13 protein-coding genes are annotated in these 15,938 nt (G+C 70.6%); 11 read left to right on the top strand and 2 right to left on the bottom strand.

What is annotated here, in order from left to right; all coding sequences use genetic code 11:
* Positions 1-96 precede the first annotated feature (96 nt).
* From DEU36_RS07290 to DEU36_RS07260, 7 genes are all read left to right on the top strand, one after another.
* Complete coding sequence (locus tag DEU36_RS07290; RefSeq protein WP_120263568.1) at positions 97-1,428, top strand: extracellular solute-binding protein; 1,332 nt, start codon at positions 97-99, stop codon at positions 1,426-1,428.
* Positions 1,425-2,396 carry a carbohydrate ABC transporter permease gene (locus tag DEU36_RS07285; protein WP_120263567.1) on the top strand — a complete coding sequence of 324 codons (972 nt, stop codon included), beginning with the start codon at positions 1,425-1,427 and terminating at the stop codon, positions 2,394-2,396. Before DEU36_RS07290 ends, DEU36_RS07285 begins: the two co-directional genes overlap by 4 nt.
* Positions 2,393-3,310 (top strand): carbohydrate ABC transporter permease, encoded by a 918-nt coding sequence (locus DEU36_RS07280; RefSeq protein WP_120263566.1) that lies wholly within the window; start codon positions 2,393-2,395, stop codon positions 3,308-3,310. The genes DEU36_RS07285 and DEU36_RS07280 overlap by 4 nt, the downstream gene beginning before the upstream one ends.
* A gap of 56 nt (positions 3,311-3,366) precedes the next feature.
* Positions 3,367-4,908 carry an alpha-N-arabinofuranosidase gene (locus DEU36_RS07275; RefSeq protein ID WP_120263565.1) on the top strand — a complete coding sequence of 514 codons (1,542 nt, stop codon included), beginning with the start codon at positions 3,367-3,369 and terminating at the stop codon, positions 4,906-4,908.
* Between the two features lie 184 nt (positions 4,909-5,092).
* Positions 5,093-5,653, top strand: a complete 561-nt coding sequence (locus tag DEU36_RS07270; RefSeq protein WP_120263564.1) for a thioesterase family protein — start codon at positions 5,093-5,095, stop codon at positions 5,651-5,653.
* Between the two features lie 51 nt (positions 5,654-5,704).
* Positions 5,705-9,400, top strand: a complete 3,696-nt coding sequence (locus DEU36_RS07265) for a proline dehydrogenase family protein (protein ID WP_120263563.1) — start codon at positions 5,705-5,707, stop codon at positions 9,398-9,400.
* Positions 9,401-9,456: 56 nt separating this feature from the next.
* On the top strand, positions 9,457-9,738 hold the full coding sequence (locus DEU36_RS07260) for a hypothetical protein (RefSeq protein ID WP_120263562.1): 282 nt from the start codon (positions 9,457-9,459) through the stop codon (positions 9,736-9,738).
* A 35-nt stretch (positions 9,739-9,773) separates the two neighbouring features.
* Here DEU36_RS07260 and DEU36_RS07255 read toward each other — a convergent pair whose 3' ends face one another.
* On the bottom strand, positions 9,774-10,331 hold the full coding sequence (locus DEU36_RS07255) for a TetR/AcrR family transcriptional regulator (protein WP_120263561.1): 558 nt from the start codon (positions 10,329-10,331) through the stop codon (positions 9,774-9,776).
* Between the two features lie 49 nt (positions 10,332-10,380).
* Between DEU36_RS07255 and DEU36_RS07250 the strand changes: the two genes are divergently transcribed.
* Positions 10,381-10,701: a DUF952 domain-containing protein gene (locus DEU36_RS07250; protein ID WP_120263560.1), complete on the top strand. Its 321-nt coding sequence runs from the start codon at positions 10,381-10,383 to the stop codon at positions 10,699-10,701.
* Positions 10,702-10,777: 76 nt separating this feature from the next.
* Here the strand turns inward: DEU36_RS07250 and DEU36_RS07245 are convergent, their stop codons facing one another.
* The gene (locus DEU36_RS07245; protein ID WP_120263559.1) at positions 10,778-11,668 is read right to left on the bottom strand and encodes an aldo/keto reductase; all 891 of its coding nucleotides are present in this window, start codon (positions 11,666-11,668) and stop codon (positions 10,778-10,780) included.
* A 173-nt stretch (positions 11,669-11,841) separates the two neighbouring features.
* Here DEU36_RS07245 and DEU36_RS07240 point away from each other — a divergent pair, with 173 nt between their 5' ends.
* The 3 genes from DEU36_RS07240 to DEU36_RS07230 all read left to right on the top strand — a co-directional run bounded on the left by DEU36_RS07240 (position 11,842) and on the right by DEU36_RS07230 (position 15,937).
* On the top strand, positions 11,842-12,966 hold the full coding sequence (locus DEU36_RS07240) for an aminotransferase class III-fold pyridoxal phosphate-dependent enzyme (protein WP_120263558.1): 1,125 nt from the start codon (positions 11,842-11,844) through the stop codon (positions 12,964-12,966).
* Positions 12,967-13,217: 251 nt separating this feature from the next.
* Entirely contained in the window at positions 13,218-14,861 is a 1,644-nt protein-coding gene (locus DEU36_RS07235) for an ABC transporter substrate-binding protein (protein WP_120263557.1), read from the top strand.
* Positions 14,858-15,937 (top strand): ABC transporter permease, encoded by a 1,080-nt coding sequence (locus tag DEU36_RS07230; protein ID WP_120263556.1) that lies wholly within the window; start codon positions 14,858-14,860, stop codon positions 15,935-15,937. Before DEU36_RS07235 ends, DEU36_RS07230 begins: the two co-directional genes overlap by 4 nt.
* The last annotated feature ends 1 nt before the right edge of the window (position 15,938 follow it).

Here is a 15,938-nt window from a genome sequence, read left to right as displayed (position 1 = left end):
GGTATCCGACCTTTTCCTTGCGCATTGATTACATCGATGTAAAAGTGTGAGGGTCCGCGGTTGTCACAATGTCGTGCCGTCACAAAGGAGTGACCGATGACCCCACCCCTCGAACTCAGTCGGCGGCGGTTCCTCACCGGAGCCGCCGCCCTCGCCGGAACCGCTTTCCTCGCGTCGTGCGCGGGGCTCCCCGGCGGCTCCAACGCCCGCACGCTCCAGTTCTGGCACCTGCTCTCGGGTGCCGACGGGGTGACGATGTCGGGGCTCATCGACGGCGTCAACGCCGCGCAGTCCGACTATCGCGTGCGGCCGACGGTGCTCGCCTGGGGCGAGCCGTACTATACGAAGCTCGCGATGGCGGCTGCGGGCGGCCGGGCGCCCGACGTCTCGGTCATGCACGCGTCGCGGGTCGTCGGATACGCGCCGGGCGGTCTCCTCGACACCTGGGACACCGGGCGGCTGGCCGACCTCGGCGTTGACGCGAGCACCTTCACCGACGCGATCTGGCGCAAGGGCTTCATCGGCGATGACCTCTACAGCGTCGCGCTCGACGCCCACCCGTTCATCCTGATGTACAACACCGACATCTGCGCCGAGGCGGGAGTGCTCGACAGTGACGGCAAGCTGCCGCCGATCACCTCGCCCGAGGACTTCCTCGAGCTCGGGCGTGCCGTGGCCGCGGTGTCGGAGTCGCACGGGCTGTCGTTCGGCTATCTGGGCGACGGAGCGCAGATGTGGCGCCTGTTCTACACGCTCTACACGCAGCACGGCCTCGAGATCGAGCTGCCCGAGGGCGGCCAGGCGCAGATCGACGAGGATGCCGCGGTCGCGGCGCTCAGCTTCATGCAGCAGCTGCTCGACGACGAGATCGCCTCGCGGAGCGCCGACTACCAGAGCGCCATCGCCGAGTTCGCGACGGGCCGCAGCGGACTCTTCCTCACCGGCGTGTGGGAGCTGCGGTCGATGCAGCAGCAGAACCTCCCGATCGATGCCGCGATCATCCCGGCGGTGTTCGGCACCCCGTCGGTCTACGCCGACTCGCACTCGTTCACCCTGCCGCACCAGAGCGCACCCGACGAGGAGTCACGCGACCTCGTCTACCGCTTCGTCGCCGACATCCTGAAGGGCTCGTTCGACTGGGCCGGCGCCGGCCACATCCCCGCCTACCTGCCGGTGACGCAGTCCGCCGCGTACGCCGATCTGCTGCCGCAGGCGCACTACGCCGAGGCCGCGGAGCTCGTCAGATACGACCCGCCCGCGTGGTTCACCGGCTCGGGCTCTCGATTCCAGGCCGACTTCGGCGCCGCCGTGCAGAACGTCCTGCTCCAGGGCGCCGACCCCGCCCAGGCGATCGCACGCTTCCGCACGGGCGTCGACCAGCGCCTGAAGACGCCCAACCCGGCCGCGCCGGAAGGAGCCCGCGCATGACCCTCGACACCGGATCCGGGCGCGCCGGACTCGCCGACACCGCCGCGACGCGCACGATCGTCACCGGCGACCGCACGGGGCGGCACCGGCACGTCGGCGACCGCGGCGAGCAGCGCATCGCCTGGACCTTCCTCGCGCCATTCCTCGCCGCCTTCCTCCTCTTCCTCGTGTGGCCGCTGCTGCACGGGCTCTACCTCAGCTTCACCGACCAGTCGCTCACGGGCGCCGGTGGCTCGTTCATCGGCATCGCGAACTACGTCGAGGCCCTCGGCGATCCCGTCATGTGGCAGTCGCTGGGCAACACCGCCTGGTTCACGGTGCTCTCGACCGTGCCGCTGGTCGTGATCGCCCTCGTCATGGCGCTCCTCGTGCAACGCGGCCTGCCCGGGCAGTGGCTCTGGCGACTGTCGTTCTTCATGCCCTACCTGCTGGCCTCGACCGTGATCTCGCAGATCTGGGTCTGGATCTTCAACCCGCAGATCGGCGCGGCCAACGGCATCCTCGAGGCATTCGGGCTCGAGCCGATCGCCTGGCTGCAGAACCCCGACACCAACATGCTCGCCATCGTCGTCGCGACGGTGTGGTGGACGATCGGATTCAACTTCCTGCTCTACCTCGCGGCCCTCCAGAACATCCCCGAGACCCAGTACGAAGCCGCATCGATCGACGGCGCGGGGGAGTGGCGCAAGCTCTTCTCGATCACGATCCCGCAGCTCGGACAGGTCACCGTGCTCATCGTCATCCTGCAGGTGCTGGCGTCGCTGAAGCTGTTCGATCAGGCGTACCAGATGCTCGGAGGCATCGCGAGCGAGACCACTCGCTCGATCGTCCAGTACATCTACGAGTCCGGGTTCGTCGGATATCGCTTCGGCTACTCGGCAGCCATCTCGTACGTCTTCTTCGCCGTGATCGTCCTGATCGGCGTCGTCCAGGCCCTCGCCACCCGTCGCCGGAAGGAGCACTCATGAGCGCCGCCACCGCCAGCTCCACGGCCACGCGCGCCGTCGTCGCACCGGGGGTCGCCCCCGACCCTCGCGGGCGCAAACCCGGTCAGCACCGGTTCAGCGCGATCAACGTCGTCGCCTTCATCGCCCTCGCCCTCATGGCGATCGGCTGGCTGCTGCCGTTCCTGTGGGCCGTCGCCACCGCCTTCAAGACCGAGACCGACGCCGCATCGGGTGCCGGCGGCTGGGTGGGCGAGAGCGGGCCCACGACCGAGGCCTTCACCTCGATCCTCTCGCAGGGCAACGTCTGGATCTGGGCCGGCAACAGCCTCTGGACCTCCGTCGTGATCACCCTCCTCACCGTCGCGATCTCGGCCGTCGCCGCCTACGCGTTCTCGCGGCTGGAGTTCCGCGGCAAGAAGCTGCTCTACGGCGCGGTCATCGCCTCGATCGTCATCCCGCCGCAGGTGCTGATCATCCCGCTCTTCTACGAGATGCTCGCCTTCAACCTCGTCGACACCCCCTGGGGTCTGATCCTGCCGCAGGTCGTCGCGCCGGCGATGGTGTTCATCCTCAAGAAGTTCTTCGACCAGGTGCCGATCGAGCTCGAGGATGCCGCGCGCGTCGACGGCGCGGGACGCTTCCGGGTGTTCTGGTCGATCGTGCTGCCGCTGTCGCGGCCCATCCTCGGCGCCGTCGCGATCTTCGTGTTCATCGGCGCGTGGAACAACTTCCTGTGGCCGTTCCTCATCATCAACGACACGACCCTCATGACCCTGCCGGTGGGGCTCCAGACCGTCATCAGCGCGTACGGCGTGCAATATGCGCAGGTCATGGCCCAGGCCGTGCTCGCCTCCGTTCCGCTGATCATCGTCTTCCTGGTGTTCCAGAAGCAGATCGTCCGCGGCGTCGCCACGACCGGCTTCGGCGGTCAGTGACCGGCGCCGCCCGGCACGCGTCCGCATCCCCTCACCCCCGAAAGAACAGGAGCATCATGCCCCGCGCCCGCATCGTCCTCGATCGCGACTTCACCGTGGCCGACGTGCCGCGCCGTCTCTTCGGCTCGTTCGTCGAGCACATGGGCCGCTGCGTCTACACCGGCATCTACGAGCCCGGCCACCCGCAGGCCGACGATCGCGGCTTCCGTCGCGATGTGCTCTCGCTCGTGAAGGAGCTCGGCGCCACGGTCGTCCGCTATCCCGGAGGCAACTTCGTGTCGGGTTACAACTGGGAGGACGGCGTCGGCCCGGTCGCCGACCGTCCGCACCGGCTCGACGGCGCCTGGCACACGGTCGAGACCAACGCGTTTGGGCTGCACGAGTTCGTCGACTGGGCCCGCGAGGCCGAGGTCGAGGTCATGGAGGCGGTGAACCTCGGCACCCGCGGCGTCGACGAGGCGCGCGCCCTCGTCGAGTACGCCAATCACGCGGGCGGGACGTACTGGTCCGACCTGCGTCGCCGCAACGGCGCCGCAGACCCGTTCGACATCCGGCTGTGGTGCCTCGGCAACGAGCTCGACGGACCGTGGCAGATCGGTCACAAGACCGCCCACGAGTACGGCCGACTCGCGCAGGAGACGGCGAAGGCGATGCGCCTGGTCGACCCCGACATCGAGCTCGTCGCGGTGGGGTCGTCGAATCGGCAGATGCCGACCTTCGGCACGTGGGAGCACACGGTGCTCACCCACGCGTACGACGAGGTCGACTACATCTCGATGCACGCCTACTACCAGGAGGACGGCGGCGACGCGGCATCCTTCCTCGCCGAGGCCGTCGACATGGACGCGTTCATCGACGGCGTCGTCTCGACGATCGACGCGGTCAAGGCCGCCGGCAAGCACCGCAAGCAGGTCGACATCTCGTTCGACGAGTGGAACGTCTGGTACCAGCGCGGTCTCGACACCGAGGACCAGCCGCACATCGTCTCGGCGTCGAAGGAATGGCGTGCCCACCCGCGTCTGATCGAGGACACCTACAACGTCACCGACGCCGTCGTGGTCGGGACGTTCCTGCACAGCCTGCTGCGGCACGGCGACCGCGTGCGCATCGCCAACCAGGCGCAGCTGGTCAACGTGATCGCCCCCATCCGGTCGGAGGAGGGCGGGCCCGCGTGGCGGCAGTCGATCTTCTGGCCCTTCGCGCGCATGTCGCAGCTCGCCCAGGGCCGTGTGCTTCGACTCGCGATCGACTCGGACCAGACCCCGACGGCGAAGTTCGGCGATGTGGATGTCGTCGACGCCGCCGCCACCTGGGACGAGTCGACCGGCCGCGTCGCGCTGTTCGTCGCGAACCGCTCACTCGACGCCGAGACCGAGGTGTCGCTCGAACTGCGCGGGCTCGGGGCGTCGAGCGTCGTCTCGGCCGAGGTGCTGACGGTGCCCGAGGGCGGCGACCGGCGTTCGGCGAACACCGAGGCGGACCAGGATGCCGTCGGCCTCGTGCCCCTGCGCGGCGTCGGTCTCGACGACGGCACGCTGCGGGCGACCCTGCCCGCCCTTTCATGGGCGGTCATCGTGCTCGACACCGCCCGCGCCTGACCCGCGGCGCTCGCGTCGCGGGTCGCGCTTGCGTCGGACAATCGCGCGTACGTCGGACGGATCCCGCGAGATCCTCCGATGTTCGCGCGATTCTCCGTTCTTGTGAGCGGGCGGGGGCGCGGGTTGTGGGAGATGCACAACGGATGCGGGCGGGGGCATAGGGCATCCGATAGCGTCGGCCCTCGTGAACGTGTGGCTCCGGACCCTGCTGACGATCTGGCGAGCGAAGCGACAGCTGCGCAGGAACGGCCCGCGACCGCTCATGGCGGTCGGCCGGGTGGAGCTGCGGACGCTGCCCACCGACATCGACCTGCTCGGGCACATGAACAACGGGCGGTACGCCTCGCTGTTCGACCTCGGCCGGTTCGACCTGCTGGTGCGCAACGGCATCTGGGACACCTTCCAGGAGAAGGGCTGGTACGGCGTCGTCGCCAGCAGCACCATCACCTTCCGCAAGTCGCTCAACCTCTGGCAGCGGTTCACGATCGAGACGCGCCTGCACGGGCACGACGACAAGTCGGTGTACATGGTGCACCGTGCCGTGGTGCGCGGCGAGGTCTACGCCGAGATGCTCGTTCGGTCACGGTTCCTCCGCCGTACGGGCGGTATCGTGCCGCTCGACGAGCTCTTCGCGGTGCTCGGCCGCCGCGATGACCTGCCCGCGCTCGAGCCGTGGATGACCGAGTGGGCCGCCGCCACGGCTCTGCCCTCGACGCGCGCCGAGGCCCCCAGCATCTGGGACTGACCCCGGGCGAGGCGCCGCGCCCGGAGGGCGCCCGAGACATAGGCTGGCGGCATGTCCGACACCGTTTCGTCCGGCACCACCCCGCCGGGCTTCCCCGCCGACGATCCCCTCGCCCAACAGGCGGTGGCTTTGGCCCAGAAATGGGTGCACACGTCGGCCGACTTCCCTGCGGATGCCGCAGCGCAGCGCCTCGCCGGAGTCCTTCGCGACCCGAACGGCCTGCCGTTCACGATCGGCTTCGTCGATGGCGTCATGCGCCCCGAGAGCGTGACCGCCGCCGCGACCCGCCTGCACCACGTCGCCCCCCTCGTCCCGGAGTTCCTGCCGTGGTACCTCCGCGGCGCTGTGCGCATCGGCGGCGCCGTCGCCCCGATGCTGCCGACCCCGGTCGTGCCCATCGCCCGCACGGCGCTGCGCGAGATGGTCGGTCACCTCGTCGTCGACGCGCGACCGCACAAGCTCGGCCCGGCGATCGCCCGGATCCGCGAATCCGGTGCCCGCCTCAACCTCAATCTCCTCGGTGAGGCCGTGCTGGGCGAAGACGAAGCCCGGCGACGCCTCGAGGGCATCCACGAGCTGATCCGCCGGCCCGACGTCGACTACGTCTCGGTCAAGGTCTCCGCGATCGTCAGCCGCATCTCGATGTGGGCGTTCGACGAGGTCGTCGCCGACGTGGTCGAGCGGCTGCTTCCGCTGTACCTGAGCGCGGCCGAAGACGGCACCTTCATCAACCTCGACATGGAGGAGTACCGCGACCTCGATCTCACGATCGCCGTCTTCACCCGCATCCTCGAGGACGAGCGGCTCCGGGGGCTCGAGGCCGGCATCGTGCTGCAGGCCTACCTGCCCGACGCCGCCGACGCGCTCGACGAGCTGACGGCGTGGGCGCAGGCCCGCGTCGCCGCGGGCGGAAGCCGCATCAAGGTGCGACTGGTCAAGGGCGCGAACCTCGCGATGGAGCGCGTCGACGCCACCGTCCACGGCTGGCCGCTGGCGACCCACGCGAGCAAGCTCGACGCCGACGCGATGTACCTCCGCTGCCTCGATCGCGCCCTGCGGCCCGAGCGCAGTGCGGCGGTGCGCCTGGGTGTCGCCGGACACAACCTGTTCGACATCGCCTACGCCTGGCTGCTCGCCGGTGAGCGCGGGGTGCGTGACGACATCGAGATCGAGATGCTGCTCGGTATGGCTCAGGGCCAGGTCGCGGCGGTGACGAACGACGTCGGCCACGTGCTGCTCTATGTGCCGGTCGTGCGGCCCGACGAGTTCGACGTGGCGATCAGCTACCTCGTCCGCCGCCTCGAGGAGAACGCCTCGAGCGAGAACTTCCTGTCGGCCGCGTTCGATCTCGCCACCGACGCGAGCCTGTTCGAGCGCGAACGCGACCGGTTCCTCGCCTCGCTCGAGCGCGCGGTCGACCCGGCTCTGCCGAGCGGACCGAACCGCACGCAGGACCGCACGCTGACCCTGCGCTCTCTCGCGCCGCAGCGCATCACGCGCGACCCTGCCGAGGGCGACGACGGTCTGACGCAGGCCGTGCTCGGCATCGCCGACGCGGCCGGTCGCCCGAACGACACGACGGCCCTCGAGCAGCGCGACGACGTCCTCTTCGGGGGCGAGCATTTCGTCGAGACGGCGGTGTACGCGCCCCGCGAGACGCGGCGCGCGCCGGCGCTCGGAGCTCCCGGCTTCTCGAACACGCCCGACTCCGACCCCGCGCTCGCGGTCAATCGGGAGTGGGCCCGCCGCATCCTCTCGCGCATCGCCGGCAGCACGGCCGGCGACGAGACGATCGCCGCGGCCCGGGTCGACGACGCCGAGACGCTCGATGAGATCGTGGCGCGCGTCGGCGCGGCGGCATCCGCCTGGGGTGCGATGCCCGCGGCCGACCGCAGCGCCGTGCTGCTGGCGGCCTCGCGCGCGCTCGAATCGCGCCGGGCCGAGCTGATCGAGGTCGCCGCGTCGGAGACCGGCAAGGTGCTCGCCGAAGCAGATGTCGAGGTCAGCGAGGCGGTCGACTTCGCCGCCTACTACGCCGCGACGGCCCGCGAGCTCGATCGGGTGAGCGGCGCCGTGTTCCAGCCGGCGTCGGTCACGGTGGTCACCCCGCCGTGGAACTTCCCGCTCGCGATCCCCGCCGGCGGTGTGCTCGCGGCCCTCGCAGCGGGATCGGGCGTCGTCTTCAAGCCCGCCCCGCAGGCCCGTCGCTGCGCGGCGGTCGTCGCCGAGGCGCTGTGGGATGCCGGGGTGCCCCGCGACCTCCTCGCGCTCGTCGACATCGACGAAGGCGATCTCGGTCGCCGCCTGATCACCCATCCGTCGGTCGATCGCGTCATCCTCACCGGCTCGTGGGAGACGGCGGCCCTGTTCCGGTCGTGGCGGCCCGAGCTGCCGCTGCTGGCCGAGACCAGCGGCAAGAACGCCATCATCGTCATGCCCTCGGCCGATCTCGATCTCGCCGCCGCCGACCTGATCAAGAGCGCGTTCGGTCACGCCGGACAGAAGTGCTCCGCGGCGTCGCTGGCGATCCTCGTGGGGCCGGTCGGTCGGTCCAAGCGCTTCGCACGCCAGCTGGTCGACGCGACGCGTTCGCTGCGGGTCGGCCCGCCGACCGACCCGCGCAGCGAGGTCGGGCCGGTCATCGAGCCGCCGCAGGGCAAGCTCGAGTGGGCGCTCACCTCGCTCGAAGACGGCGAGCGGTGGCTCGTCGAGCCGCGCCGTCTCGACCTCGGCGACGACACCGAAGGACGCTTCTGGTCGCCGGGCGTCAAGGTCGGGGTGAGCCCGGGATCGCGCACGCACCTCGAGGAGTTCTTCGGGCCGGTGCTCGGCGTCATGCACGCCCGCACGCTCGAAGACGCGATCGAACTGCAGAACGCAGTCGCCTACGGGCTGACCGCGGGGCTTCACACGCAGGATGCCGCCGACCTCGCGACGTGGCTCGAGCGGGTCGAGGCGGGCAACCTGTACGTCAACCGCGGCATCACCGGCGCCATCGTCCAGCGGCAGCCCTTCGGCGGTTGGAAGCGGTCATCTGTGGGCGCGGGTACGAAGGCCGGCGGACCGAACTACCTCATCGGTCTCGGATCGTGGCGCGCCTCGAGCGGGTCGGCATCCAGCACGCTCCACCTGCGCGGTCTCGACTCGCGGATCACGACCATCATCGAGTCGGCCCAGCCCACGCTCGACTACGAGTCGTTCGAATGGCTGCGGCGGGGCGCGCTCTCGGATGCCGTCGCCTGGGACCGCGAGTTCGGTCAGGTGCGCGACGTGTCGGGTCTCGGCGTCGAGCGGAACCTGTTCCGCTACCGGCCCGTCGACGTCGCGGTCAGGGCGTCGTCCGACGCGACCTGGCAGGCGGTGCTGCGCGTGATCGTCGCGGGCGTGCGGGCCGGATCGGCGGTGACGCTGAGCTCGCCGGTGGGTCTTCCTGCCGACGTGCGGCGCGCGCTCGGCGAGGTCGACATCTCGGTGTCGGTGGAGACGGACGGCGAATGGCTGCAGCGCATCGCCGCGGCGGATCGCCGCCCGGGCCGTATCCGCCTGGTCGGCTCGCGCGACACGGTGGCCGAGCTGCGGACGGCGGTCGCGGGGGCGACCGAGGGTGATCCGGATGTCGCCGTCTACGCCGACGAGGTCACGACGGCGGGTCGCATCGAGCTGCTGCCGTTCGTGCACGAGCAGTCGATCACGATCACGGCGCACCGTTTCGGAAACCCCGACGACTGGTCCGAGGCGGTCATCTGAGTCGACGCGGGCGGCTGCGGGTGGTCGCGACGGTGGCATCTCGGTAGCGTGACGGGATGACCGATGACGTATCCGTCGCGCCCGCGCTGATCCTCGCCCGCCTATCGGCCGAGCGTGAGTCGCTCGTGGGCGCCATGTTCATCGGGCTCGGCGCGGTCGGGCTCGCCATCGTGGTCATCGCGCTGGCCTTCTCGCCCGGCCTCAACATGCCGGTGCTCGTGGGTGTCGGCGTGGGGGCTGTCCTGCTCGTCCATGGCATCCTGCGCCGCGGGGCCGCCGCGCGCGCCATCGTCGCACTCGACCGGCTCGACCCCGCTGCGCCACCCGCGTCCCGCTGACGGCGGCGACGTCCCGCTGACCGCGGCCAGCGGGGTCAGACGAAGCGCTCGAGCACGGCGGTCACGTGGGCGTCCAGCGCCGCGCCCGCCGGCTCGGGGTCGATGCCGAGGAGGCGCCGGCGGTGCGGTTCGCCGAGGAGAGCCGCGAAGAGATGCTCGGCGCGGCGCTCGTCGCCGCCCAGATGCGCGGCCAGGTATCGCTGCGCCGCGACGGGGCCCGCGTCGTAGAACGCGTGTGAGATCGCGGGGTCGTCCAGGGCGACTGCGACGGCCGCGCGGTGCAGCCCGATGGCCCGGTCGGCGAAGAGCGCCGCTGCGACGAGCGTGCAGGCCTGCCGGAGGTCGCGTGCCGCGACGTCGAGGTAGCCGTGGACGTCGGTCACCGCCGCGCGGAGCAGCGCCGACTTATCGCCGATCCGCTCGTAGATGGTGCGCTTGGTCACGCCTGCCTCCTGCGCGATCGCGTCGAGCGAAGCGGCGTGGAAGCCGACGTCGACGAACAGCCGAGCTGCGACGGCGACGATGCGGGCGTCGCGCGCCGCCTGCTCATGGGCGGGTGGCCGGCCGCGACGCCGGTCTGCGGTCGAGGGCATGGCGACAGGCTATCAGAATGATACGGTGGCGTTTCATTAAGGAGGCGTCATGGACGAGATCGTCTGTCACATCGCGATCGCCGACGACTGGGGCATGAGCCGCAAGTTCGGCGAGTACGAGGTCGCGACGCGCGGCGTGCCGTGGGAGCCGGGCGGGTACATCCGAGCCTGCGATCCGGGCGACGTCGCCGCGGTCGTCGCGACCGTCTACGCCGACGTGCGACTGCCGCTGCTGCGGATCGACTGCAGCGTCGAGGGGCTCGCCCGCAACGGCGTCGAGGTCACGAGGGTCGACGGACGGCCCCGCATCCACGGGCCCATCCCGATGAACGCGGATGCCGTCGTCGGCGAGCATCCACTCACGGCCTGAGTGGCAGCAGCGCCGGACGCGCGGCGGCCCGCCCCGGGCGAACCGGAGCGGGCCGTCGTGACGTCCGTGCGCCGGGTCAGGCGTCGATGCCGACCGACCGCGACAGGCGCGCGCGCTCGTCGCCCGAGAGCTCGAGGTGGACGGCCTTCGCGCTGTCGATGATCGACTCCGCCCGACGGGCTCCCGGGATGGGGATGACGGTGTCGCCCAGCCCCAGCTCCCATGCCAGCACGACCTGCTGCGGGCTCACGTCGTGGGCGCGGGCGACCTCGCCGAAGGCGGCGAAGCGCTCGCCGATCGACCGCGCTCCGCCGCCCGTGCCGCCCAGGGGGCTCCAGGGGAGGAAGGCGATCCCGCGGTCGACGCAGTACCGCAGCTCGTCGTAGCTGCCCGGATGCCGCGGCGAGAACTCGTTCTGCACGCTCGTGAGGTTGCCCTCGCCGAGCACCTGCTCGGCGATCTCGATCTCCTCGACGCTCGCGTTCGAGATGCCGACCGCGCGGATCTTGCCCTCCTGCTGCAGGGTCTTGAGGTTCTCCATCACCTCGCCGTAGACCATCCAGCGGTCGGGCCGGTGGTACTGGTAGAGGTCGATCACATCGACGCGGAGAGCGCGGAGCGACGCCTCGACGGCCTTCCGGAGATAGTCGAGCGAGCCGTCCCGACCCCACTTCTCGCCCTCGCTGCGAGTGATCCCGCCCTTGGTCGCTACGACGATCTGAGACCGATCGCCGCTCCACGTGGCCAGGGCCTCGGCCATGATCTCCTCGTTGTGGCCCATCGTGTCCCAGCTCGGGGCGTAGATGTCCGCCGTGTCGAGCAGGGTGACGCCCGCGTCGAGCGCGGCGTGGACCGTCGCGACGGCATCCTCGCGGTCGGGGATCTGCTTGTCATTGTTCATCGAGACGGGCATCCCGCCCAGGCCGATGGCCGAGACGGTGAACGGTCCGAGGGTGCGCTGCTGCATGGGTCTCCTTCGACGTTTCGCGGTGGTGTGATCCCAGCCTGGCAGTCGGGCAAGCGATCCGGCAGCATCTTGCGCAATCGCACAGCGGGCCCCACGGGCGCCCGGGGGAGAATGGGTGCCGGCCGCCCGGCGACCCGCCGCCGCGTGCGCGACCGCCGAAGCCAGGAGCCCGAATGACGTTCGCCGACCACCGCCCGACGCCCGATGCAAGCGAGGCAGGAGCCCCTGTGCATGTCCTCGCGGGAAAGCCGCCCCTGCTGCCGGTCATGGTCGCGACGGGCGACGGGGCGTGGATGACCGACGTCGAGGGGCGTCGCTACCTCGACCTGACCGGCGACCCGGCGCTCACCTTCGGGCATCGGCATCCCGCCCTGCTCGCCGTCGCGACCGAGCAGCTCGGGCGGTTGACGGCGAGGAGCGCGGTCGTCGCCGACGACCGTACGGACGGATTCGCCGACGCGCTCGCTGCCGTGCTCGGCGCTGAGGCGGTGCTTCCGGCTGCCTCCGGGCCCGACGCGCTCCGAGCCGCCGTCGAGATCGCGCTCGGCGCGGGGGAGCGGGGGAACGTCGTCGTCGCGGCCGGCTCGCACCCCGAGTTCGCGGCATCCGGCGCGGCCACGGTGCCCTTCGGTGACATCGACGCTCTCGTCGCGGCGCTGGACGGCACCGTCGGCGCCGTCGTCCTCGAACCCGTCCAGGCCGCAGCAGGAGTCATCGCCGCGCCCGCGGGCTATCTCGCGGCCGCGCGACGGGCGTGCGCCGACCGCGGGGTCATCCTGATCCTCGACGAGACGCGCAGCGGCCTCGGCCGGCTCGGCGACACCGTCGCGCTCGGCGGGGAGGGTGAGGCCCCCGATCTCCGGGTGATCGGGCCGGCGCTCGGCGGAGGCATCATTCCCGTCGCTGCCGTCGTCGGAAGCCGAGCGCTGCTCGGTGAAGCAACGGCACCGGTGCCGGTGTCTCCGCTCGCGAGCGCCATCGCGCACCGCGTGGTCGAGATGCTCGAGGCGGGCGAGCTGCAGAACCGGGCCCGCGCGCTCGCCGAGCACCTGGCCGCGCGGATCGAGGTGCTCGTGGGAGCCGGGGCCGTCGGCGTCCGCACCGCGGGTGTCTGGGCGGGCGTCGACGTCGACCCCGAGGTCGTGACGGCGGCCGAGGTCGCTCGGCGACTCGTCGCGCGCGGCCTGCTGGTCGACGTCGTGGGTGACGCGACGGTCGTGCTGGCTCCGCCGCTGGTCGTCCGGGCGACCGAGCTCGACTGGGCTATCGAGCAGCTGCGGGTCGTGCTCGCGGCCTGACCCTGTCGCATCACGTCGCGATACATCTGCAGGACCGGTGGTGCTGGTGATGCTTCGCATCGAGCGCTGAGCACCACCGGCCCCGCGACTCTGACAGGTGTGTCGCCACCGCCATGGAAATGACCGTTGACACCGTCGCGCCCCGCCCGCTACCGTGCTGGTCATACGTAGAAGCACACCGTTGTTCTTCTACGGATCGGCGCTCATACGTATGACCGCCGAAACCGCACGCCACGTCACAGGAGACCGGAATGCGCACTTCCCGAATCGCCGCCGCTGCCGCCCTCGCGACCGCGGCGCTCGCTCTGGCCGCCTGCACGCCGGGCACCGCTACGAACACCGCCGCCCGAGCCGAGACGCTGATCTACGGCAAGTCCGACGGCGGTACGACCTACGTCCGCAACTACAACGTCCTCGGTCCCGCGACCGAGAAGGCCCCCAACGCCGAGCTGATCTACGAGCCGCTCGCTCGCATCGACTACGCCAACGGCGCCGTCGTCGAGCCGTGGCTCGCCGAATCGCTGCAGTTCGACGAGGCCGGCACGGCTCTCACGATCGAGCTGCGCCCGGACGTCACGTTCTCGGACGGCGAGACGATGGATGCCGACGACGTCGTCTACTCGCTCTCGCTCCCGCTCGAGCGGCCCGAGCTCAACCTCGCGGGCGTGACCTATGAGGCGGTGAGCAAGATCGACGACGACACGGTTCAGGTCGACTTCGCCGAGCCCTCGTTCGCCGCGCTCAACCAGTTCGCCTCGAGCTCGCTGCCGGTCGTTCCCGAGCACATCTGGCGCGACCAGGACCTCATGAGCTGGACGAACCCCGACCCGGTGGGCACGGGCCCCTTCACGGTCGATGCGTTCGCGGCCCAGCAGGTGACGCTCAAGGCGCGCGACGACTACTGGGGCGGGCAGATGCCCATGACCTACCTCAAGGTGCTCGCGACGAACGGCGAGGCGGTCAAGGCGCAGCTGCTCCGCGGCGACGTCGACTGGGCGCCGGCATCGTGGGCGGGTGCGGAGGAGGAGTTCGTCGCGCAGAACCCCGAGACGAACCTGTACCAGCTCTACGCGACGGGCGGGGCCTACTCGATGATGTACAACACCGCGCAGCCGCCCTTCGACAACGCCGACCTGCGGCGGGCACTCGCGCTGTCGATCCCACGCTCGGACATCACCGCGACGCTCAACCGGCCGGGCACCGAGGCCGGCCCGACGGGCCTCGTCGACCAGATCTACGCCGACTGGATCGCTCCGGAGTATCGCGGTGTCGTGCAGGACGTGGATGCCGCCGCCGCGCAGGCCGCGCTCGCGGCATCCGGCTTCACGGTCGTCGACGGCGCTCTGGAGAAGGACGGGCAGCGGTACTCGCCCCGGCTGTCGTTCAACCAGGACTTCGGGTGGAACGCCTACGCCGACATCATGATCAACAGCTGGAAGTCGGTGCTGGGCATCTCGGTGGCCCCGGCCGGGGCTCCGGGGGCGACCCTCTACGACCAGCAGAAGACGGGCGACTTCGACCTGACGATCGCCACGACCGGCGGTGCCGGGGTCTACGGCGTCTACGGCTTCCTCGACAGCCGGTACGTCGAACCGCTCGGTACCGCGGCCGCGACCAACATCGGACGCTGGAACGACCCCGAGACCGACCGCATCCTGTCGGATATGACCCGGGCGGCAGACGAGGAGACGCTCCGCTCGCTCGGACAGGAGATGCAGCGGATCGTCGTCGACGAGGTTCCCTTCAGCCCGCTGTACAACTCGTACTGGTTCGTCGACGTCAACGCGACGCACTGGACCGGCTGGCCGACGCCCGACGACTTCGACGCGGTGCCCTTCCCGAGCCTCGGGCCCGACACCGTCCGCACCCTGCTCTCGCTGAAGCCCGCGTCATGACCGCGCTCGGCGGGGCTGCCACGCCCACGACGACGACGGCTCTGGCCGAGGTCTCGGCGCGCCGGAAGCCTCGTCGGCGCAGCGGCGCCTTCCTCCTCAAGCGCCTCGGGTTCTACCTGGTCGCGGCCTGGTCGGCGATCACGTTGAACTTCGTCATCCCGCGCCTCATGCCCGGTGACCCGTCGGCGGCGATCATCGACCAGCTCGAGCGGGTGAGCGGTCAGGCCCTGGCGCCGGAGGCGCTCGTGTCGATCCGCGGCCTCTTCGGCAATCCCGACCAGAACCTGTTCGAGCAGTACGGGGCCTACATCGGCCAGCTGGCGCGATTCGACCTCGGGGTGTCGATCTCGAACTTCCCGGTGCCGGTCGCCGACCTCGTCGGCGCAGGCCTGCCGTGGACGCTCCTGCTCGTGGGCACGACGACGGTCATCTCGTTCGTGCTCGGCACGATGCTCGGAGTCGCGGTCGGATGGCGGGCCGGGTCGCGGTTCGACTCGATCATGACGCCGCTCATCACCTTCGTCTCGTCGGTGCCCTACTTCTGGATCGCCCTGCTGGCCCTGTGGCTGTTCGGCTTCGTCCTCGGCTGGTTCCCGCTCTCGGGCGGGTACGACCCGAACCTCCCGATCTCGCTCGAGCCCGCGTTCGTGCTGAGCGTCATGCAGTACGGCGCGCTGCCCGCGCTGACGATCATCTTCTCGGCGTTCGGGGGATGGATGCTGGGCATGCGCAACATGACCGTCACGACGGTGCGCGAGGACTACGTGCTCCTCGCTCAGGCCAAGGGCCTCCCGCCCGCGCGCGTGCGCTGGCGGTATGCGGCCCGCAACGCGATGCTGCCGCAGTTCACCGGCTTCGCGATGGCGCTCGGCGGCGTGGTCGGCGGGGCGCTGCTGACCGAGATCGTCTTCAGCTACCCGGGCATCGGGTACCTGCTGTTCTCCGCGCTGCAGAAGCGCGACTACCCGGTCATGCAGGGCGTGTTCCTGCTCGTGACCCTCACCGTCCTGCTGGCGAACCTCATCGCCGACTCGCTCTACGTGTGGCTCGATCCTCGCGTCCGAGAGGAGAGCTGAC

It is taken from the genome of Microbacterium sp. AG238 (genome assembly GCF_003610405.1).
Taxonomy (GTDB): Bacteria; Actinomycetota; Actinomycetes; order Actinomycetales; family Microbacteriaceae; genus Microbacterium.
Note: the sequence above shows the minus strand (reverse complement) of the source record. Positions and strands in the feature narration are given on the sequence as shown.